Here is a 19945-nt window from a genome sequence, read left to right on the forward strand (position 1 = left end):
GCTACGGCCTCAATTCGATGACCGTCTTGCCGATTCTCACGGGGACACCGAGCTCAACGGGCAGTGCCCTGGTGAGCTGCTGATCGGCCAGATAGGTGCCGTTGGTCGAGCCCAGATCCTCGATGAACCAGCGGCTGCCCTGCGGGAACAGGCGGGCATGGCGGCCCGAGGCGTAGTCGTCCTCCAGCACCAGGGTGGCCTCCTGCGCGCGGCCGAGCAGGATGGGGCTCGCCGCCAGCGGGATGGTTGTGCCCTTGAGTGGACCTTCGGTCACGACCAGCTGTCGGGGCTGCTGCTTGACCGGGGCGGGCGGCTCGGCCAGCGCCGGGTTCTTGCGCACCTGCCGCGCGGTCGGGGCGCCCGCTGCCGCCTTGCTGCCGATCATGAGGTCGCGGCGCATGGCGGCCACGATGCTGAAGATCAGCACCCACAGGAGCAGGAGGAAACCGAAACGCAGGGCGGTGATGGTCAGTTCGCTCACTGGCGGCCCCCTGGGTTGGCGGGCAAAAGGCGGAAGATGATTTTGGTCCGTCCCATAGTGATGGTGGAGCCGTCGGTGAGTTCCGTGGATCCCGCGACCTTGTGGCCGTTGACGTAACTGCCGTTTGTGGAGCCCAGATCCACGGCCTGGGCGGTGCCCGGGCCCGTGCGGATTTCCAGGTGGCGGCGGGATACGCCGGTGTCATCAATCGGGATGTCCGCATCGGATGAGCGTCCGAGGACGATCGATGGTGCGTTCAGGGAGTAGCGCTGCCCATCGATATCCAGGACGGGCTGCATCCGGGAGGGCTGGCGCGTCGGCGCGGGAGGCATCCCGGCATGTGCCGCCGGCGCGGGTGCGGAGGGGGACGAGACCTTTTCGGTCCGGGATTTGATTTCGAAGTCCCCGGCGCGGCGTTCCCCGTCACGGCGGAAGCTGATCCGGACGGGACCCTGGAGCGTGTAGCCCTGGCTCCGCACGTGGTTGATGACGACGTCGCACAGTTCTTCGGCGAGCGGGGTGCCCCACTCCTGGGCCCGCTGGAAGTCGTCATCACTGAGGAGGACGTCAAAGACGTTGGGGGCAAGGGTGCGTCCTGCGGCGATGGTGATCGCCTTGTTATCCACCTCGCGGCGGAGGTGGCTGGCGATCTCGACCGGCTCAACCCGGGCGCGAGAACCGGTGGAGAAGACTCCGCGGACGGCCTTTTCGATGCCGCGCTCGACTTTGTCCAGCAATCCCATGGTCCTTCTCCTTTCGTGACGGCTGCAGGACAGCGTTCGTTCCGGAACTCGGTTTCCAAATCTGCGGGTCCCCGCCGCTGACGGGCACTCCTACATCAGATACTACTGGGCCAGTCTGGGAATGGCCTTAATGCGCGTCGGCACACCATGCCGGGAAACTGCGTCTGACCGGCCCTGACGTGCGCTGGCACTGTCCCGTCCGGGCTGGTGTTCCGTCGCTCCGGGTGGCCGATTGGTGTTTTGCCGCAGTTGTCCGTTATGCTTGATCTCGCTGCTTTTACGAGGTTGGCGGCCCGGATTCCGAGCCACAATTGAGTGGAAGAAGTTGCGCGCGAGTGGCGGAACGGCAGACGCGCTGGCTTCAGGTGCCAGTGTCCGAAAGGGCGTGGGGGTTCAAATCCCCCCTCGCGCACGCAATGTAAAGAACCCCGGTCTAAGGACCGGGGTTCTTTTTTCTTAAGACGGCCCGCGCCGCCAGCCCGGGGGAGCCGGCAAGCCTACGCCCGAAGCGCCCCGAAGCGCGCGATCATCGCCTCAAGCCCCAGGTTAAAGGCGACGTCGGCCGGCTTATCATAGCCTTCCAGGTCCTGCTGCTTGACTGCGGCGGTGAAGTTTGGCGTGGACTCGGCCATGCTTCCGGAGTCAAAGATGTCCGCGGGGGCCGTGACGTCGTACGCGGAGCCGAAAATGAAGGACTCCAGGGCCACGATCGCCGAAACTATCCGTTGCTGCGGGAAACCCGCGCGGCTGAATCCGGCGCTGACGGCCTCATACATGGCCAGCGTCTTCGGCGCGTCGGTCACCGGGAGCACGGCGATCACCGGGATCAGCGGCGTGTGTTTGGAGAATACGTCGCGGTAGCTCCAGGCCCAACTGCGCACGGCCTGGTCCCACGGTTCGGCGTCGAAGGCAGACACCTCAACGAAGGACGTGAGGTGGTCCTGGACCAGGACCAGTACGTCCCGTTTGGACGAGACATGGTTGTACAGGGCCGACGGCGCCACATTCAGCGTCCGCGCCAGGGCCGCCATGGTGAACCCGTCATAGCCGCTCTTTCCGATCAGCTGCAGCGCGGCCGCCGTAATGCCGTCCTGGTCGAGGACGGCGGCAGCAGGCCTGCCCACCCGGCGGCGCGGTGTCGCGTCCGGGTGTGGATCTGCTGGGGCGCTGGTTGATGCCGACATTTCTGGCCTTCCTGCTGTCGGGGGTGCTCCCATTCTGCCCCGTTTTTCCCGGCGCAAATTCCTGGACGGAAGGTCTTCCCTGCCGCATCCAAAGGGTCTATAGTCGAGTCGAAATGAATGGCATTCATTTAGTGGTCCGCCTCACTTTCGGGCCACAGAGAGGACATCATGCTGGAACTTGACCGCGACGTCGTCATCGTCGGAGCAGGCCCCGCCGGGCTGACTGCAGCCCGGGAACTGAAGAAGGCGGGCCTGAGCGTTGCCGTCCTGGAGGCACGCGACCGTGTCGGCGGCCGCACCTGGACGGACGTAATTGACGGCGCCATGCTGGAAATCGGCGGCCAGTGGGTCTCCCCGGACCAGACCGAACTGCTGGCGCTCCTCGACGAGCTTGGCCTGAAGACCTACTCCCGTTACCGCGAAGGCGAGTCCGTCTACATCGGCTCCCACGGCCAGCGGACCCTATATACGGGCGATACCTTCCCGGTCAGCGAAACCACCGCCGCGGAAATGGACAAGCTCACCGCCCTGCTGGACTCGCTCGCCGCCGAGATCGGCCCCACCGAGCCGTGGGCCCACCCGAAGGCCCGGGAGCTGGACACCATTTCCTTCCACCACTGGCTGCGGGCAAATTCCTCGGACGAGGAGGCCTGCAACAACATTGGCCTCTTCATTGCCGGCGGCATGCTGACCAAACCGGCCCATGCATTCTCCGCCCTGCAGGCAGTGCTGATGGCTGCCTCCGCCGGATCCTTCACCCACCTCACCGACGAGGACTTCATCCTGGACAAACGGGTCGTCGGCGGAATGCAGCAGGTCTCCGTGCTGCTCGCCGCGGAACTGGGTGACGACGTCGTGCTGGACAGCCCGGTGCGAACCATCAACTGGGCGCCATCCTCCGCAGGAGAAACCGAAGAAAACACGGCAGGACAGCGGGTGACCGCTATCTCGGAACGCGCCACCGTGACGGCGCGCTTCGTGATCATGGCGGTGCCGCCGAACCTCTACTCGAGGGTGTCGTTCAACCCGCCACTGCCGCGCCGCCAGCACCAGATGCACCAGCACCAGTCCCTGGGTCTGGTCATCAAGGTGCACGCCGTCTACAGCACCCCTTTCTGGCGCGAGGACGGCCTCTCCGGAACCTGTTTCGGCGCCGGCGCCCTGGTCCAGGAGGTCTACGACAACACCAACCACGAAGACCCCCGCGGCACCCTGGTCGGCTTCGTCTCGGATGAGAAGGCCGATGCCGTGTTCGAGCTCAGCGCCGAGGAACGCCGCCGCGCCATCCTCGAATCGATCGCCGGATTCCTGGGGGACAAGGCCCTCGACCCGGAGGTCTACTACGAGTCGGATTGGGGCTCTGAGGAGTGGACCCGCGGAGCCTATGCCTCCAGCTACGACCTCGGCGGACTCCACCGTTACGGCAAGGACCAGCACGCGCCGGTCGGCCCGATCTACTGGTCCTCCTCTGACCTCGCCGCCGAGGGCTACCAGCACGTTGACGGCGCCATTCGGATGGGACTCCACACGGCGGCCCGGATCGTCGCAGCGGCCGACCGCGCCCCCGTCGCCGCCAACTAATCCAGTGCTTCAACCCAGCCCGTCCAACAGTTCAGAGAGGAACTGCCAGATGCGTTACGTAGTGGGATATTCAGCCAATGCCAGAGGCCGCGATGCGGTTAATCTGGCCGTAGCGCTGGCCCGCGGCCGCGGGGCCAGCCTGGACCTTGTGCAGGTGGTGCCCGAAGTCCAGCAGTTCGGGGCCGCCCATGCCCCCCAGGCCGGGTTCGAGAACCTCCTGAACGAGCAGGCGCGCCAGTGGCTCGACGAGGCCCTCGCCCTCGTCCCGGCCGACGTCCCGGCGCAGGGGCACATCCGCACCGGTGACTCCGACGCCCAGGCGCTGATCGAGGCGGCTGAGGAGCTCGGGGCCGACATTCTCGTCATCGGGGCCACCAGCTCGGGGCTGTTCAAGCGGTTCAGCATCGGTTCGGTAGCCAGCGCGCTGCTCCACGCATCGACCGTCCCGGTGGCTCTGGCACCCCACGGCTACCACCGCAAGGATGCCCTGACCCGGATCAGTTGCGGCCTCGGCACCCGGGCGGGAGCGGAGCAGCTGCTCGACTCCGCCCTGGGCATGGCGGCGAACCGGAAGGTCCCGTTGCGGGTGGTGTCACTGCTGGCCCTCGACGGCGGCGATTCGGCCGCGGCTGCTGAAGCCGCCCGGGAGTGCGCGGAGCAGACAGTCGCGGCGGGTGCGCCGGTCGATCCGGACGGCGTCCAGCCGGCGGCGAAGACGGAGGTCGTCGTCGCGCAGGGCCGGAGCATCGAAGAGGCCGTGGACGGCCTCGACTGGGAAGACGGTGAGGTGCTGGTGATCGGCTCGAGCCGGCTGGCCCAGGCCCGCTCCATCTTCCTGGGCAGCACCGCCAACCGGATCCTCCGCGCGTTGCCGGTGCCCATGCTCGTGGTGCCCAGCGGCTACGAACTCAAGCACCAGAACCAGTCAACCCCGAATGACACCTCCCGAGAGGCACACCAATGAGCACCGAACAGGCGACGGCCAAGACCTCGCACGACACTCACGCAGGACTGAGCGCCAAAGGCCTCAAAGCCGGATCGGTCGGCCTGCTCGGCGCCGTCGTCATCGGGGTGTCCTGTATTGCCCCGGCCTACACCCTGACCGCGGCCCTGGGCCCCACCGTCGCCGAAGTCGGGGTCCAGCTGCCGGCGATTTTCCTGGTGGGCTTCATCCCGATGCTGCTCGTTGCCTTCGGCTACCGGGAACTGAACAACGCCATGCCCGACGCCGGAACCTCCTTCACCTGGGCGTCGCGCGCCTTCGGCCCGTGGATCGGCTGGATGGGAGGCTGGGGGCTGATTGCCGCGACGATCATTGTGCTCTCCAACCTGGCAGCCGTGGCGGTGGACTTCTTCTACCTCATGCTCGCCCAGCTTTTCGGCAACCCCGAACTGGCAGACCTGACCCTGAACCTGCCGCTGAACATCGCCACCACGCTGGTGTTTATCGCCCTGGCCTGCTGGATCTCCTACCGCGGCATGGAAACCACCAAGGGCGTCCAGTACGTGCTGGTCGCGTTCCAGCTCTTCGTGCTCGGCTGGTTCGCTGTCGCCGCCTTCAGCCACGTCGCCAACGGCTCGGCTTTTGATGCCACCGCGATCACGCCCGAGTGGTTCAACCCGTTCGCCGTCGAGTCCTTCTCGGCCTTCGCCGCCGGCGTCTCCCTCTCGATCTTCATCTACTGGGGCTGGGACGTTACCCTGACCATGAACGAGGAAACCCGCAACCCGGAAAAGACCCCGGGCCGCGCCGCCACCGTCACCGTGCTCGTCATCGTGATCATCTACATGACGGTCGCACTGGCCACGCTGGCGTTCGCCGGCATCGGCCAGGAAGGCCTGGGAGCGGGAAACCCGGAAAACCAGGGCAGCATCTTTGCCGTCCTCGCCGGACCGGTCATGGGCCCCTTCGCCATCCTGATGTCCCTGTCCATCCTGAGCAGCTCGGCCGCCTCCCTGCAGTCGACATTCGTCTCGCCGGCCCGGACCCTGCTGGCGATGGGCCACTACAAGGCGCTTCCGTCGAAGTTCGGCAAGATCAGCCCCACCTTCAAGTCCCCGAGCTACGCCACGATCGCGGCGGCCGTCGCCGCCGCGGGGTTCTACGTGATCACCCGGACCACGTCCGAGAACGCCTTGTGGGACACCATCACCGCGCTCGGCATGATGATCTGCTTCTACTACGGCATCACCGCCCTGGCCTGCGTCTGGTTCTTCCGGGCCGAGGCCTTCAGCGGGGCGCGGGCGTTCTTCTTCAAATTCCTCGCCCCGCTGCTGGGCGGCGTGATCCTGCTGGTGATGTTCGTCAAGACCGCCTATGACTCCATGGACCCGGCGTACGGTTCCGGGTCATCGGTCGGCGGCATTGGCCTCGTGTTCATCCTGGGCATGGGCGTGATCCTGCTGGGCGCCGTGCTCATGCTCGTCATGGCGAGGATCCGCCCCGAGTTCTTCAAGGGCCAGGTCCTGCCGAAGAGCTAGTACACGCCGGAAGCTACAGGTGGGGAGGTCCCTCTCCCGGCCGCCATTGGAAAGTAAGCACACTTACCAATAGGCTGGCGGGAGGGGGACTTTCCCCCGTTCGGAACCAGAACGAGGTGACAGCATGTCGGACGCAGAAAACATCAGCAAAGTTACGGGCATCATCAACGATTCGCGGATCGGGATGTTCACCACCGTCAACGAAGAAGGCGCGCTGGTGAGCCGCCCGCTGGCCGTCCAGGACGTGAAGGACGACGGCGACATGTGGTTCTTCACCTCCGCCACCACCTCCCAGGTTGCCCATGTCCGTGCGCACCCGGGCGTGAACGTCTCCTTCGGCAAGGGCACGGAATGGGTGTCGGTGGCCGGAACGGCAGAAGTTGTCACGGACCGGCAGAAGATCCACGAGCTGTGGAACCAGATGGTCGAAGCCTGGTTCCCGGACGGTCCGGACACCCCGGAGGTGGTGCTGCTGCATGTCGACTCCGACTCCGCCGAGTACTGGACCAGCCCCGGCGGAACCGCTGCGACGGTGCTGCAGTGGGTCAAGTCCAAGGTCATGCACAGCCGCATGAGCGTCGGCGAAAGCGGCACGGTGGAACTCTAGGCCCGCCGGCCTCCACCGGTCAGTCGAGGATCTTCAGCCCGGTCCCCCAGTTGAACGCCTTGTAGGCGGGGTTGGCCTGCAGGGCCATTACGAGGAGCTGGAATCCCTCCAGTTCCCGGGCATGCCGGAGCCCGCCGACCCGCAGGGGCCGGAGACCGGCTGCTGCCGCGAATGAGGCGACCTGGTTGCTGGCCTCCTCTGAGTCGGAGGCGATGAAGACATCGAGCGGCATCCCGCCCGCCGCTCCGGCCGTCAGCGGGCCGGCGAACGTGGTGTTGAACGCCTTGACGACGGCGGCCCCCGGCAGCAGGGCAGCGATTTCCTCGGCGGCGGAGGACCCCGGTTCGACGGTCAGCGAATCGAAGGTTTCCGCGTTGGCCGGGTTGCTGATCTCCACGACGGTCTTGCCGCTCAGGGTGTCGCCGTAGTGCGTCGCCACCTCCTTGGCAGGGCCGAAGTCGAGGGCCAGCACCACGATGTCACCCTCCGGGATATCGCCGAGTCCTCCGAAGGTCGTGTCACCGCCCAGCTCGGCTGCGAGTTTGGCCGCGTTTTCCGGGGTCCGGTCTAGGACCTGGAGCGAGCGTCCGGCGGCCACGGCGCGGGTTCCGATCGCCCGTGCCATGTTGCCGCTGCCGATGATGGTGATGTCAGTCATGGTGCTTCCTTCCGGGGACAACCGTGGAACGCAGGGGCTTCCCCCGGCGGTGGGCTGCAGCGCGCGTCAGCCGAGGGCAGGATCCGCGGCCGGGAATCCGGCGGCGCGGACCGGGGCCTTGCCACCGACGCCGGCGGCCCGTTCGGCGTCGGCGAGGGCCCGTTCCAGCCGGTCCACCGCCGGCGCGTAGCCGGCATCCGTGCCGCCGCGGAGCTGTTCCGCGGCCCTCATCGCCCGGATCAGGGCTGCCGTCTCCGGCTGCCGCGGGTCACTCATGGCGGGATAGTCGATGCCGTGCGCGGGGTCCAGTTCGTAGCGCTGCCACCGGGCCAGGGCGCTGCGGTGCCGGGCCGCCGCCACTTCGTTGCTGGCAGCTGTTTCCCGGACGAAACGCCGGTCCGCCTGCCAGCTGAAGACTCGGGGCGTCCAGACATAGGAGGCGGCGGCCGCGCCCGCAGCGACACACCCGAGCAGCAGGCCGGCCCATGGCGCCACCAGGGCGGGGACGATCACGGCGGGCGCAACGATGGCGAGCCCGGCGAAACCGTCCCAGAACACCGCATCCGGCAGGCCGTCGTCGGCGGCCAGATGCTTCCGGAGCGCATAGACCGAGGCTCCCGCCGCGCAGACGACAACGGCGGCCAGGGCAACTAGTTGCCAGAGCGCAAAGGGGGTGGGTTCGAACAGAGACGGCATTCCAACACCTCCAGGGATCCTGCCCGGGGCGGGCACGGTTCCGCTGATTCCATTGGAATCCATCGAAGGCGGGCCGTCAATGGTCCTGCGGCCGGGCGCGTAGGTCCGGTTCACACCCGGGCCGTCCCGGCGTAGCCTAGGCCCCATGCGACTGAAAATGTGCAGTATCCACGTCAGGGACCCCGCCGCCGCCCACGACTTCTACACCGGAATCCTGGGCTTCGATAGCCTCCTGGTCATACCGGAGCACAACCTGTTCATCGTGAAGGACCCGGCCGGAACCGGTGGCGGAACCGTCGGGCTCCTGCTGGAGCCCAGCGACAACCCGATCGGTGGCGCTTACATGAACGGACTCCACGACGCCGGGATGCCCGCGATTGTCCTGGGCGTCACCGATGTCCGGGCGGAGTTCAAGCGGCTCACGGCCAAGGGCGTGATCTTTCAGGGCGAACCCTCCGACGGTCCGGGCGGCACGACGGCAGTGTTCGACGACGGGTGCGGGAACTTCGTCCAGCTCCACCAAGACTGAGGCGGACCTGAGCCGAGCCGGCAGCCGGAGGGTGCAGCCCCAGTGGGTGTGGGCCTAACGGCTCAGTTTCTTCTCGTCAGGATGCTCGTCGCCGATGATACCGGTCGGGTTGCGCGCGAAGGAGTTGGCGCCCCAGGGCCGGGACCCCCAGTCAATGGCGTTCTTCAGGGCTCCGGGGATGGAGCGGTTGTACTCCGGCGAGACGAACAGGATGCCGTCCGGGGCCGCGACCGCATCCTTCAGGGCCTGTCCCTCGGGAGGGTGGACGGCGTCGAAATCCGGTCATTCCGCGACCGTGGACCGGCACGTTCCCGTTGGGAACCGCCCGGCGGAGGGATTAGCCGGACTCCTGCCCGCGCGCAGCGATCCCGACCGGAGCAGCGGCGGCTACTCGGCCGCGGGGCGTGCCTTCTTGGCGTCCTTCTTCGCGGCCTCGTCCTTGACCCGCTGGGCCTCGGTGCGGACGGCAGCGTGGGTGGAGCGTTCGGCGACCAGCCATGCCGGGGGAGCCTGCAGCAAGGCGGTGATTTCCGCCGTCGTCAGCGCTTCTTCAACGCCGCCGCGGGCGAGGCCGCTGATGGAGACGTTCAGCTTCTGCGCGACCACCGGGCGGGGGTGCGGGCCGTTGCGGCGAAGTTCCGCCAGCCACTCCGGCGGGTTGGCCTGGAGCTCGGCGAAATCGGCGCGGCTGATTTCCGAATCCTGGAACTCCTGGGGTGTTGCGGGCAGGTAGATGCCAAGCTTCTTGGCAACGGTGGCCGGCTTCATGGACTGGGAGTTTGCAGAGGTCATGCTTCAAGGGTATCCGGCGGGGCACCAAATCAGCACCAAAGAGCCAGCCGGGCGGAAGCCTACGCCAGCCCGGGCGGTACTGTGAACATGTGTCCGCAGCAGAAGAAACATCCCAGACCCCCGACGAAACCGCCGGTACCCCGGCCGAAGCAGCAGCGCGGGAGTTGCGGTTCGCCTACGTCGCCGGCGTGACCCCGGGCAAGTGGACCCGGCGCTGGGAAGAGCGCATGCCGGATGTTCCGCTGCACTCCTTTATGTCCGACGACGGCGCTCAGCTCACAGTTCTGCGCGACGGCTCCGCTGAACTGAGCTTCGTCCGGCTGCCGGTGGAGCGCGAGGGCCTGAACGTCATCCCGCTGTACGAGGAACAGCCCGTGGTGGTGGCACCCAAGGGGCACGAGATCTCCCTGTTTGAGGAGGTCGCCCTGGCCGACCTCGCCCGGGAGACGTTCCTCGACGTGGCCGAACTCGGCGGACCGGAAGCGGCCCTGCAGGTCGTGGCTACCGGAGCCGGTCTGGTGATCCTGCCGATGTCCGTGGCCCGCCACTTCAACGTCAAAGACACCGTGGCCCGCAGGCTAACCGGGGCGCCCACCACCGAGATCGCCCTGGCGTGGCCCAGCGACAGCACGGACGAGGTGATTGAGGAGTTCATCGGGATTGTCCGCGGCCGTACCGCCGCGAGCTCCCGCCAGCCCTCCGCCCAGCAGGAAAAGCCCAAGAAGGAACCGAAGCCGGACCGGCGGGGACCGGCAGTCAAGAAGCCCAAGGTGGCGCAGCGCTACGCGCCGAACCCGGACAAGGGCCGCGGCAAGGGATCCCGGAAAAAGGGCAAGCGCTAAGGAACCGCCCGAATCCCGGGCGCTACTTGGCGCAGGCGTCCTGCAGGGCCTTGATGGAATCCGCCGGAACCTGGTCGCCGGAGTCGGCGATCTGGCGCAGCGGGGTGGTGATCTCGGCGGGAACACCCGCAGTCTCCGCGCCGGCGACCAGGCCGCCCAGCAGTTCCTTGTCCTGGACACTGACCAGGCCGTCCTCCACCAGCGTGCAGGCCTGCTTTTTCACTTCACTTCCGGCCGCCGTGGCAACCTGGGATGCCCCGTCGCTGACGGCCTTGTTGGTGGCGTCCTGCACCTGACCGCAGCCCGTCAGCGCGATCATCAGGGCGGCAGCGGACAGGGCGGCGAGGCGAAGTTTCATTCATCCACCCTACCAATCGCGGCTGGAAGGGGAGGCCGATGAAGCTTCCCGGCTCATTGGCCGCAGTCCGGGACCTGCCCACTCTCAGGGCAGAATGGAAGCATGACCCTCACGACGTTCGCCCTCGTCCGCCATGGCCAGACAGACTGGAATGCGCAGCGACGGCTGCAGGGGTCCACCGACATTCCGCTCAACGACGTCGGCCGCGGCCAGGCGCGCGACGCGGTCGGCGTTCTCTCCGGCTACGAGTGGGACGCGATCGTGTCTTCGCCGCTGAGCCGCGCCGCTGAGACCGCGAACCTCGTTGCCGCCGGGCTGGGACTCAAGGTGGCCCGGCACGTTCCGGAGCTCACCGAGCGTGGCTTCGGACCCGCCGAAGGCCTGCAAGCCGGCCCCGAATTGGAAGCCCTCCGCATTCCGGGAGGTTTCCGTGGCGCGGAAAGCGAGGACGAGGCAGCCCGCCGCGGGTTGGCAGCCCTGGAAGCACTGGCGGATGAGTTTAGCGGCGGCCGCGTCCTGGTCGTCGCGCACGGTTCGCTCCTCCGGGTGAGCCTCAGCCGCGCGATCGGCCGCACGCTGCAAAGCATCGACAACGCCGCGCTCAACCTGGCCCACCACCATGCCGTGGACGGCTGGCAGCTCGAATACTTCAACGGCGAGCGGGAAATGGCTGCCGCGCAGGGCTGATTGGCGGCGGTCCCATCCTCAGCCCCGCGCCCAGACCCGAGGCGGCGGAAAGTGCCGCCGCGCAAAGCGGAACGCGCGGCGCAGCATTGATGACCTGGTTCAACGGCGACGAAGGACCGCCCTGATCCGGGGATCGCGGCGGACGCGGCGCGGGGAGTGCACGCTTCTTCTGTAGATTGGAATCCATGCCGATGAATGCCGCGCTCGAAGGGATCTCCGAGGAGGTCCAGGCCACTCACGCCCACACCGGATCGTGGGTGGCCGCCGTGCTGCGTTCGCGTATCTCGGCAGGCCAGCTCGCCCCCGGAACGAAACTCTCCGAGCAGAAACTCTCCGAGGTCCTCGGCGTCTCCCGAAACACGCTGCGGGAGGCTTTCACCGTCCTCGCCGGTGAGTCCGTGGTGCAGCGCATCCCCAATCGCGGCGTGTTCGTTTCCGCGCCGCAGGCCGAGGATGTCCGTGAAATCTACCGGGTCCGCCGGCTGATCGAGCCGGCGGCCGTGCTGTGGGGCGAATACCGGGCAGAGACCCTGGATGCGCTGGAGGCCATCATCGACCGGGCCCGCGCCGCCGCGAGGGCGGGGGTCGTGACGGATATGGCCGATGCCAACCAGGACCTGCACAAGGCGCTTGTGGCGCTCTCCGGGAGTGCGTCAGTGGCTGAACTTATGGACAAAGTCCTCGCCCAGATGCGGCTGGTCTTCCACGCCATGACCACCACGGCGGACTTCCACAGCCACTACGTGGAGCGCAACGCCGCCCTCGTGGCGCTGCTGCGGGCCGGCCGCCGGGAAGAGGCCGCGGCGGAGTTGCGCTTGTACCTGGATGCCGCCGAGCACGAACTCCTGGCGCATATCGGAGCCCTGCCGCGGGATTACAGCTCCGTGACCGAAGCTTCATGAGTCTGAACACGGACCCCGCCAGCCCGCCGGAACCATCGGTTCCGGCGGGCTGGCGGGACTAGTCCGGGGGCTTTCCGAGCCCGGCAGCCTACGGGACCTGGTAGGAACTATCGCGCGCGTCCGTGATGAGCATGTGCCCCGGAGCATGGCCAATCGCCAGTGCCGGTTTCGACTCCATCACGGCTGCCTGCGGCGTCACCCCGCACGCCCAGAAGACGGGCACATGGCCGTCCGGGATGTGCACCGGGTCGCCGAAGTCCGGCCGGCCCAGATCAGCGATGCCCAGCTCGGCTGGGTTGCCCACATGGACCGGGGCGCCGTGCACGGCCGGATAGCGCGACGTGATGCGGACGGCGTCGGCCACCTGGGACGCCGGAACGGGACGCATGGAGACCACCAGGGGGCCGGCCATTTGTCCGGCCGGTTCGCAGCGGACGGACGTGCGGTACATGGGCACGTTCGTTCCCTGGTCGATGTGGGCCACCCGGATGCCGTTTTCCTGGAGGGCAGATTCGAAGGTGAAGCTGCAGCCGACAATGAACGTCACGAGGTCTTCGCGCCAGTGCTCCGAGATGTCGGTTGGTTCGTCGACTTTCCGGCCGTCCCGGTACACCACGTACTTGGGCACATCGGTGCGGATATCCCCTCCGGCCAGCAGCGCACCGGAGGTCGCGCCGGCGTCCAGCACGCCCAGGACAGGACAGGGCTTGGGATTGCGCTGCGCGAACAGCAGGACGTCGAAGGCCTGCGCCTTGGGCACGATGATCAGGTTGGCCTGTGCGTAGCCGCTGCTCCAGCCGGAGGTGGGCGTCACGAGACCGGCGCGGAACAGGGCCCGAGCCTCGCCCGGGAGCAGGCCCTCCGGGTGCTCGGGACGGGCGAGGGGGGTCGGCGCGTTCACCGGAGGGGACATCATTGGTTCTAGGCCCACAGCTTGGCCAGGCTGGTGAGCGAGCTGTAGCCGAGGAACAAGGTCAGCAGCCAGGCCACTACGCCGATGACGAGCAGGCCCTTGGGGTAGACGTAGCCCTGCATGAGGTCCCGGCGGCGCCAGGCCACCCACAGCAGCACGCCGAAACCGACGGGGAGGATGAGGCCGTTGAAGGCACCCGCGAAGATGAGGAGCTGCTGCGGGGCCTGGCCGATCAGCAGGTAGGCCACGCTGCAGAAACCGATGAAGCCGACGGTGATCAGGTTGCGGGTGCGGTCCTTGGTGCTGGACTTCGTCACGAAGGAGACCGAGGTGTACGCCGCACCGATTACGGAGGTGATGGAGGCAGCCCACAGGATGACACCGAAGACGCGCATGCCGATATCTCCTGCTGCGGCCTGGAATGCGGAGGCGGCCAGGTTGCTGCCGGTCAGGGCCACGCCGCCGGCGACGACGCCGAAGATGGCCAGGAACAGCAGGATGCGCATGACGCAGGTGACCAGGATCCCCACGATCGAGCTCTGCGTGATCTGTTTGACGTTTTCAACGCCGGTGACGCCGGTGTCCAGCATGCGGTGGGCTCCGGCATACGTGATGTAGCCGCCGATCGTTCCGCCGATGAGGGTTGTGATGACCAGGAAGTCCACCTTCTCCGGCATCACGGTGTTCTTGAGGGCCTCACCCAGCGGCGGCGCGGAAACCACGGCCACATACAGTGTCATCAGGATCATCAGGGCACCGAGGATCACCACGATCCGGTCGAGGGCCACCCCCGCCTTCTTGCTCAGGAAGATCGCGATGGCCAGGACGGCGGACACGGCCCCGCCGATTTTGGGATCCACGCCCATCATGGCATTGGTGCCGAGCCCGGTTCCGGCGATATTGCCAATGTTGAAGACGATTCCGCCCAGGAAGACGAGCCCGGCGAGGAACCAGCCCACACCGGGGAGAACCTTATTTCCGAGCTCCTGGGCCCGCAGGCCGGAGACGCCGATGATCCGCCAGACGTTGGCCTGCACGGCAATGTCGACCAGGATGGAGACCAGGATCGCGAAGGCGAAGGCGGCGCCGAGCTGGACGGTGAAGGCTGTGGTCTGGGTGATGAACCCGGGGCCGATGGCGCTGGTGGCCATGAGGAACATGGCTCCCAGCAGGGCGGAACGCCGGGCGGCCGGTTTGAGGGCGGCCTTGACGGTGGTGGTTTCCATGGGGGTCCCAACAGTTGGGTGACTGGCGTCACAACGATTGTCTCCCGCCACTGTACAGACTGTTGAACAATCTGCGCAAGGGATTGTTCAACAATAAAGTTTCCGGCTACGTTGGTTCAGTCGCCGTGGACGGCGCGCTGCTTCTGCTCCGAGCGGTTCAGGTAGGCCAGCAGCAGGTCCCCGGCGCGGTCCAGTTCGCCGGCTTCGAGCGCCTTGCAGATCTCCTCGTTGTCGTCGAGGTAGCTCCGGTAGAAATGGGCATCCACGGTGGCCTTGTGGAAAAACAGCCGCATCTCGGCCAGCACCTGCGCCATGATCGTGTTGAGGCGACGGCTCCCGGCCAGCGCCACGATGGCGCCGTGGAAATGCTGATTGGCGGTGCCCAGGGCTTCCTCGTCGTCCGCTGCCGCCGCAGCTTTGCCTTCCTCCACCGCCGCGCGGACGGCGGCCACCCGCCCGGGGCTCCCTCCGCCCCGGATGGCGCTCACCTCAATGAACCGGCGGACCGTGTAGACGTCATGGATGTCCCCGGGCCCCAGGCTCGCGACGAATACTCCGCGGTTGGGGTGCCGGACGACCAACCGCTCGGCCGCGAGTTCGGCAAAGGCCTCGCGGACGGTGTTGCGCGAGACGCCCAGGTCCTCGGAGATTGTTGATTCGGTCAGCCGCGCGCCCGGCAGCAGCAGTCCCTCCGCCAGCTGCAGCCGCAGTTCCGCCGCCACCCGGTCCGCGACGGAGGGGACGGCCACCCGCAGCCGGGCCGCCGACCCCGGAGCCGCGCCGGCCGCGCCGGAGGCATGGTCCCCTCCGGCGGGGGTTGTGCCGGGAAGGTCGGGGAATCCTGGTGCGGCGCTCGTCATACCTGAGAATTTACACGAGCGTCGTATCGTGGGATCGAAGAATTGTTGAACAATTTTAGGATTTAGGGCATCCTAGATAGGGAACCCACTGAGACGAGGATCACAAATGGCAACCATCGACCTGAACAGCGACGTCGGCGAGTCCTACGGACGCTGGAGTCTGGGAGACGACACGGCGATGTTCCGCTCGGTTTCCAGCGCGAATGTCGCCTGCGGATTCCATGCCGGCGACCCCAGCGTGATCCGGAAGACCTGCCGCGAGGCGGTGGCCGCCGGCGTCGTGATCGGCGCCCATGTCGGCTACCGGGACCTTGCCGGTTTCGGCCGCCGCTTCCTGGACATCGACCCGATCGAACTCGCGGACGACGTCGTCTACCAGATCGGTGCGCTGCAGGCCCTGGCCGCCGCGGAAGGCGGCAGGGTCACCTACGTCAAGCCGCACGGCGGCCTGTACAACGCGATCGTGGCGCACACCGCGCAGGCGAAAGCCGTCGTTGACGCCGTGAAATCCGTCGACCCGAACCTGCCCATTCTGGGCCTGCCGGGCTCCGAAGTGCTCCGCCTGGCCGAGGCTGCCGGTCTCCGTGCCGTGACCGAAGCCTTCGCGGACCGGGCCTACAACCCGGACGGCACCCTCGTGTCCCGCACGCTGCCCGGAGCCGTGCTGCACGACCATGCGGAGGTCACTGAGCATGTCCTGCGGATGGCCTCCGATTCCGCCGTCCGCACCATTGACGGCTCCATTTTGAAGATCCGTGCCGAGAGCATCTGCGTGCACGGCGACTCCCCGGGAGCCGTCACCATGGCCGCCGCAGTCCGCGAGGCCCTGAACGCCGCCGGCATCAGCACGGCCGCGTTCGCCCGCGCCTAAGCGGCGGGGATCCACCATGAAGCACGGTCAACGATGAAGGCAGCTCATGATTGAGACAGCAGGGCAAACCCTGGCAGTACGAAAGGTCCGCTCCGTGCGGGCGGTCGGTACCCGCGCGGTACTCGCCGAGCTCTCCGGAACTCAGGACGTGCTCGCACTGCAGGCACTTCTGCTTGGGAACCCGTTGCCGGGGCAGCAGGACGTGCTGGCCGCGGCCGAGACGGTGCTGGTCACCGCAGACTCACCGGTGTCAGCCCGGCGGATCGCCGCGCTGCTGCTCCAGCTCGGCCTCACCGCGCCCGTGCAGCGGGATGGCGAGCTGGTGGTCATCGACACCGTGTACGACGGCGAGGACCTCGCCGAGGTGGGGGAGCTGACCGGCCTCGGAACCGACGGCGTGATCGCAGCCCATACCGGGCAGATCTGGACCGTGGCCTTCGCCGGCTTCGCCCCGGGCTTTGGCTACATGGTGGGGGAGAACCAACTGCTCGAGGTGCCGCGGCGCAGCTCGCCGCGCACCGCCGTCCCTGCCGGTTCGGTGGCGCTGGCCGGGAACTATTCGGCCGTATACCCGCGCCGCTCGCCCGGCGGCTGGCAGCTGATCGGCCGCACCGGCGCCGCCATGTGGGACCTGGACCGGGAACAGCCCGCGCTGGCCGCCCCCGGCCACCAGGTCCAGTTCCGGGCGGTCCGGGACATCGTGGCGCTGGCCCCGCAACACCCGGCCCGGATCCCGGCCCCGGAGGTGACGGACGGGCTCCGGGTCCTCTCGCCGGGGCTGCAGAGCCTGATCCAGGACCTCGGCCGCCACGGCCACGCCGGCCTGGGCGTCTCCGCGGCCGGCGCGCTGGACCGGGCCTCGCTGCGCCGGGCCAACCGCCTGGTCGGGAACACGCCGTCGGCCGCCGCCGTGGAGAGCGTCGCCGGGGGTCTTAAGGTGCAGGCAATCGGTGACCAGGTCCTCGCCGTCGCCGGCGCGCCGGCGGAACTGACCATCGAGGCGCCGGACGGTTTTGGCACCGACGACTCCGACGACACCGACGAGGAGACCGGGTCCGGACCGTCCCGGCGGACCGTCGCGATGGCAACCCCCTTCGCCCTGCTCGACGGCGAAACCCTGACCATCGGCGCGCCGGAAAGCGGCTTCCGCAGCTACCTCGCCGTCCGCGGCGGCGTGGACACCGCCCCGGTGCTCGGCAGCCGCTCCACCGACACCATGTCCGGGATCGGCCCGGCACCTCTGGCCGCCGGACAGCTTCTCGCCGCCGGCGGGGAGGCCGAATCCGGCGTCGTCGGGTCCCCCGAACTGCAGCCGGAATACCCGGGCACCGGCGTCACCGTGCTCGACGTCGTGCCCGGCCCCCGCGCCGACTGGTTCGACGCCGGGGCGCTGGAATCCTTCTGCGGCCAAGACTGGGAAGTGACGCCCCAGTCCAACCGGGTCGGCATGCGCCTGCAGGGAACCCCACTGCGGCGCACCCGCCAGGGCGAACTCGCCAGCGAGGGCACCGTCGCCGGAGCCCTGCAGGTCCCGCCGGAGGGGCTCCCCGTGCTCTTCCTGGCCGACCACCCGATCACCGGCGGCTACCCGGTCATCGCCGTGGTGGTCGACGCCCAGCTGGACCGCGCCGCCCAGGTCCCGATCGGCGGCAAAATCCGCTTCCGCTGGGCCGACACCACCGACTCCGTCACCCCCGATTCCACCGACTCCGTTATCCCCGAACAAGAAGCGAGCAACTGATGCGCAAGGTCCTGATCGCCAACCGCGGAGAAATCGCCGTCCGGATCGCCCGGGCCTGCGACGACGCGCAGCTGGCCTCCGTCGCGGTCTACGCGGACATCGATGCCGACGCCCTGCACGTCTCCGCCGCGGACGAAGCCTATGCCCTGGGCGGCAACTCGCCCGCCGAGACGTACCTGAACATCCCCAAGCTGCTCGCCGCCGCGGCCGAATCCGGCGCCGACGCCCTGCACCCCGGCTACGGCTTCCTCTCGGAGAACGCTGATTTCGCCCAGGCCGTCCTCGACGCCGGACTGACCTGGATCGGACCCACCCCGGACGCCATCCGGCTGCTCGGCAACAAGATCACCGCCCGCGAGACCGCCGTCCGCGCCGGCGCACCGCTCGTCGCGGGCAGCGACGGCCCGGTGGAATCCGCCGCCGAGGCCCGCGCCTTCGCCGAACAGCATGGATTGCCGATGGCCATCAAGGCGGCCTTCGGCGGCGGCGGCCGCGGCATGAAGGTGGTCCGCGCCCTGGACGAGGTCGAGGAAGCCTTCGACTCCGCCGTCCGGGAAGCGGTCGCCGCCTTCGGCCGCGGCGAGTGCTTCGTGGAGCGCTACCTCGACCGGCCGCGCCACGTCGAGGCGCAGGTCCTCGCGGACGCCCACGGCAACGTCGTCGTCGTCGGAACCCGCGACTGCTCGCTCCAGCGCCGGCACCAGAAGCTCGTGGAGGAGGCCCCCGCACCGTTCCTCACCGACGAGCAGACCCAGCAGATTTACGACGCCGCCAAGGCCGTCTGCCGCGCAGCCGGCTACACCGGCGCCGGCACGGTGGAATTCCTGGTCGCCGCGGACGGCACGGTGGCATTCCTGGAGGTGAACACCAGGCTCCAGGTGGAGCACCCCATCACCGAGGAAACCACCGGGATCGACCTGGTCCAGGAGCAGTTCCGCATCGCCGCGGGGGAGCCGCTGCGCATCACGGAGGACCCGGCCCCGCGCGGGCACTCCTTCGAATTCCGGCTCAATGCCGAGGACGTGGGGCGAGGCTTCCTGCCCTCGCCCGGCACCGTGGAGGAGTTCCACGGCCCCACCGGCCCCGGCATCCGGCTCGACACCGGCGTCCGCTCCGGCTCCTTCGTTCCGCCGCAGTTCGATTCCCTACTGGCGAAACTCATCGTCACCGGCGCGGACCGGCAGCAGGCGCTGCGCCGCGCCCGCCGGGCCCTCGCGGAAATCAGCATCACCGGGGTTGCCACCGTGCTGCCGTTCCACCGGGCGGTGCTGGAATCACCGGACTTCACCTCCGAAACCGGCCTCGGCATCCACACCCGCTGGATCGAAACAGACTTCGCGGACCGTGTCTCCATCGCCGCGGATCCGGGCTACAGCACTACCGCGCCCGACGGCGAACGCCGCACCATCACGGTCGAGGTGGACGGCCGCCGGATGGCTGTCGGGCTGCCGGCGGACCTGCTGGACGGCTGGGCGCGCTCGGGAGGGCCCCTGCCTGCCGGGGTGTCCGTGGACGGGGCATCCGACGCCGGAGCTGCCGCCGCCGACCCCGGGGAGCTGCGCGCCGACATGGCCGGGACCGTGGTGAAGTGGCTCGTCGAACCGGGCGCCGAAGTCTCGGCGGGGGATCCGGTCGTCGTGCTGGAGGCGATGAAAATGGAAACCCAGATCTCCGCCCACCGCGGCGGGACCGTGACCGGCGTCCGCGCGGAGGCCGGCGGCGTCGTTACTGCTGGAGCGGTGCTTGCCCTGATCGGGTAGCCGGGGATGGCTGCGGCTGCTGCGGCGCGCCGC

The 19945-nt window shown here is 68.1% G+C and carries 21 protein-coding genes, 1 tRNA gene and 1 pseudogene; 12 read left to right on the top strand and 11 right to left on the bottom strand.

Going from position 1 to position 19945, the window contains the following annotated elements:
- Position 1 precedes the first annotated feature (1 nt).
- On the bottom strand, positions 2-481 hold the full coding sequence (locus ASPU41_RS05820) for an FHA domain-containing protein FhaB/FipA (protein ID WP_069950128.1): 480 nt from the start codon (positions 479-481) through the stop codon (positions 2-4).
- On the bottom strand, positions 478-1224 hold the full coding sequence (locus ASPU41_RS05825; protein ID WP_069950129.1) for an FhaA domain-containing protein: 747 nt from the start codon (positions 1222-1224) through the stop codon (positions 478-480). The genes ASPU41_RS05820 and ASPU41_RS05825 overlap by 4 nt, the downstream gene beginning before the upstream one ends.
- Before the next feature lie 329 nt (positions 1225-1553).
- Between ASPU41_RS05825 and ASPU41_RS05830 the strand changes: the two genes are divergently transcribed.
- Positions 1554-1636: transfer RNA gene (locus ASPU41_RS05830), tRNA-Leu, on the top strand.
- A gap of 85 nt (positions 1637-1721) precedes the next feature.
- On the opposite strand, the gene ASPU41_RS05835 is transcribed toward ASPU41_RS05830, so the two are convergent.
- Positions 1722-2408 carry a TetR/AcrR family transcriptional regulator gene (locus tag ASPU41_RS05835; RefSeq protein WP_157356946.1) on the bottom strand — a complete coding sequence of 229 codons (687 nt, stop codon included), beginning with the start codon at positions 2406-2408 and terminating at the stop codon, positions 1722-1724.
- Between the two features lie 168 nt (positions 2409-2576).
- On the opposite strand from ASPU41_RS05835, the gene ASPU41_RS05840 reads away from it, so the two are divergent.
- The 4 genes from ASPU41_RS05840 to ASPU41_RS05855 all read left to right on the top strand — a co-directional run bounded on the left by ASPU41_RS05840 (position 2577) and on the right by ASPU41_RS05855 (position 7077).
- On the top strand, positions 2577-3989 hold the full coding sequence (locus tag ASPU41_RS05840) for a flavin monoamine oxidase family protein (RefSeq protein ID WP_069950131.1): 1413 nt from the start codon (positions 2577-2579) through the stop codon (positions 3987-3989).
- A 49-nt stretch (positions 3990-4038) separates the two neighbouring features.
- Positions 4039-4953: a universal stress protein gene (locus ASPU41_RS05845; RefSeq protein WP_069950132.1), complete on the top strand. Its 915-nt coding sequence runs from the start codon at positions 4039-4041 to the stop codon at positions 4951-4953.
- Positions 4950-6470: an APC family permease gene (locus tag ASPU41_RS05850; RefSeq protein WP_069950133.1), complete on the top strand. Its 1521-nt coding sequence runs from the start codon at positions 4950-4952 to the stop codon at positions 6468-6470. The genes ASPU41_RS05845 and ASPU41_RS05850 overlap by 4 nt, the downstream gene beginning before the upstream one ends.
- 124 nt (positions 6471-6594) lie before the next feature.
- A complete protein-coding gene (locus ASPU41_RS05855) occupies positions 6595-7077 on the top strand; it encodes a pyridoxamine 5'-phosphate oxidase family protein (RefSeq protein ID WP_069950134.1) in 483 nt (160 codons plus the stop codon).
- A gap of 19 nt (positions 7078-7096) precedes the next feature.
- Here ASPU41_RS05855 and ASPU41_RS05860 read toward each other — a convergent pair whose 3' ends face one another.
- Positions 7097-7735 carry an NADPH-dependent F420 reductase gene (locus ASPU41_RS05860; RefSeq protein ID WP_069950135.1) on the bottom strand — a complete coding sequence of 213 codons (639 nt, stop codon included), beginning with the start codon at positions 7733-7735 and terminating at the stop codon, positions 7097-7099.
- Positions 7736-7801: 66 nt separating this feature from the next.
- Complete coding sequence (locus ASPU41_RS05865; RefSeq protein ID WP_083266377.1) at positions 7802-8431, bottom strand: hypothetical protein; 630 nt, start codon at positions 8429-8431, stop codon at positions 7802-7804.
- A gap of 157 nt (positions 8432-8588) precedes the next feature.
- On the opposite strand from ASPU41_RS05865, the gene ASPU41_RS05870 reads away from it, so the two are divergent.
- Positions 8589-8960 carry a VOC family protein gene (locus ASPU41_RS05870; protein ID WP_231941181.1) on the top strand — a complete coding sequence of 124 codons (372 nt, stop codon included), beginning with the start codon at positions 8589-8591 and terminating at the stop codon, positions 8958-8960.
- Positions 8961-9050: 90 nt separating this feature from the next.
- On the opposite strand, the pseudogene ASPU41_RS21940 reads toward ASPU41_RS05870, so the two are convergent.
- Positions 9051-9239: pseudogene (locus ASPU41_RS21940) on the bottom strand (NADPH-dependent FMN reductase); the annotation flags it as partial.
- Between the two features lie 108 nt (positions 9240-9347).
- On the bottom strand, positions 9348-9752 hold the full coding sequence (locus ASPU41_RS05875; RefSeq protein ID WP_069950137.1) for a DUF5997 family protein: 405 nt from the start codon (positions 9750-9752) through the stop codon (positions 9348-9350).
- A gap of 89 nt (positions 9753-9841) precedes the next feature.
- On the opposite strand from ASPU41_RS05875, the gene ASPU41_RS05880 reads away from it, so the two are divergent.
- Positions 9842-10594 carry a LysR family transcriptional regulator substrate-binding protein gene (locus ASPU41_RS05880; RefSeq protein WP_069950138.1) on the top strand — a complete coding sequence of 251 codons (753 nt, stop codon included), beginning with the start codon at positions 9842-9844 and terminating at the stop codon, positions 10592-10594.
- Positions 10595-10616: 22 nt separating this feature from the next.
- Here the strand turns inward: ASPU41_RS05880 and ASPU41_RS05885 are convergent, their stop codons facing one another.
- The gene (locus ASPU41_RS05885) at positions 10617-10952 is read right to left on the bottom strand and encodes a hypothetical protein (RefSeq protein WP_069950139.1); all 336 of its coding nucleotides are present in this window, start codon (positions 10950-10952) and stop codon (positions 10617-10619) included.
- Between the two features lie 102 nt (positions 10953-11054).
- On the opposite strand from ASPU41_RS05885, the gene ASPU41_RS05890 reads away from it, so the two are divergent.
- Both ASPU41_RS05890 and ASPU41_RS05895 read left to right on the top strand, forming a co-directional pair.
- On the top strand, positions 11055-11639 hold the full coding sequence (locus tag ASPU41_RS05890; protein ID WP_069950140.1) for a histidine phosphatase family protein: 585 nt from the start codon (positions 11055-11057) through the stop codon (positions 11637-11639).
- Between the two features lie 185 nt (positions 11640-11824).
- Entirely contained in the window at positions 11825-12541 is a 717-nt protein-coding gene (locus ASPU41_RS05895; protein WP_069950141.1) for a GntR family transcriptional regulator, read from the top strand.
- An 88-nt stretch (positions 12542-12629) separates the two neighbouring features.
- On the opposite strand, the gene ASPU41_RS05900 is transcribed toward ASPU41_RS05895, so the two are convergent.
- The 3 genes from ASPU41_RS05900 to ASPU41_RS05910 all read right to left on the bottom strand — a co-directional run bounded on the left by ASPU41_RS05900 (position 12630) and on the right by ASPU41_RS05910 (position 15540).
- Positions 12630-13442 (bottom strand): putative hydro-lyase, encoded by an 813-nt coding sequence (locus ASPU41_RS05900; protein ID WP_231941182.1) that lies wholly within the window; start codon positions 13440-13442, stop codon positions 12630-12632.
- Between the two features lie 20 nt (positions 13443-13462).
- The gene (locus ASPU41_RS05905) at positions 13463-14680 is read right to left on the bottom strand and encodes an NRAMP family divalent metal transporter (RefSeq protein WP_069950143.1); all 1218 of its coding nucleotides are present in this window, start codon (positions 14678-14680) and stop codon (positions 13463-13465) included.
- 116 nt (positions 14681-14796) lie between these two features.
- On the bottom strand, positions 14797-15540 hold the full coding sequence (locus tag ASPU41_RS05910) for a GntR family transcriptional regulator (protein ID WP_083266378.1): 744 nt from the start codon (positions 15538-15540) through the stop codon (positions 14797-14799).
- A 106-nt stretch (positions 15541-15646) separates the two neighbouring features.
- Between ASPU41_RS05910 and ASPU41_RS05915 the strand changes: the two genes are divergently transcribed.
- The 3 genes from ASPU41_RS05915 to ASPU41_RS05925 are packed head-to-tail and all read left to right on the top strand — an operon-like array spanning position 15647 to position 19912.
- Positions 15647-16411, top strand: coding sequence for a LamB/YcsF family protein (locus tag ASPU41_RS05915; RefSeq protein WP_069950144.1), 765 nt, complete (start codon positions 15647-15649; stop codon positions 16409-16411).
- A gap of 46 nt (positions 16412-16457) precedes the next feature.
- Entirely contained in the window at positions 16458-18152 is a 1695-nt protein-coding gene (locus tag ASPU41_RS05920; RefSeq protein ID WP_197515770.1) for a carboxyltransferase domain-containing protein, read from the top strand.
- Positions 18152-19912: an acetyl/propionyl/methylcrotonyl-CoA carboxylase subunit alpha gene (locus ASPU41_RS05925; protein WP_069950145.1), complete on the top strand. Its 1761-nt coding sequence runs from the start codon at positions 18152-18154 to the stop codon at positions 19910-19912. Before ASPU41_RS05920 ends, ASPU41_RS05925 begins: the two co-directional genes overlap by 1 nt.
- The last annotated feature ends 33 nt before the right edge of the window (positions 19913-19945 follow it).

Origin of the sequence: Arthrobacter sp. U41, assembly GCF_001750145.1 — a bacterium.
GTDB lineage: Bacteria > Actinomycetota > Actinomycetes > Actinomycetales > Micrococcaceae > Arthrobacter.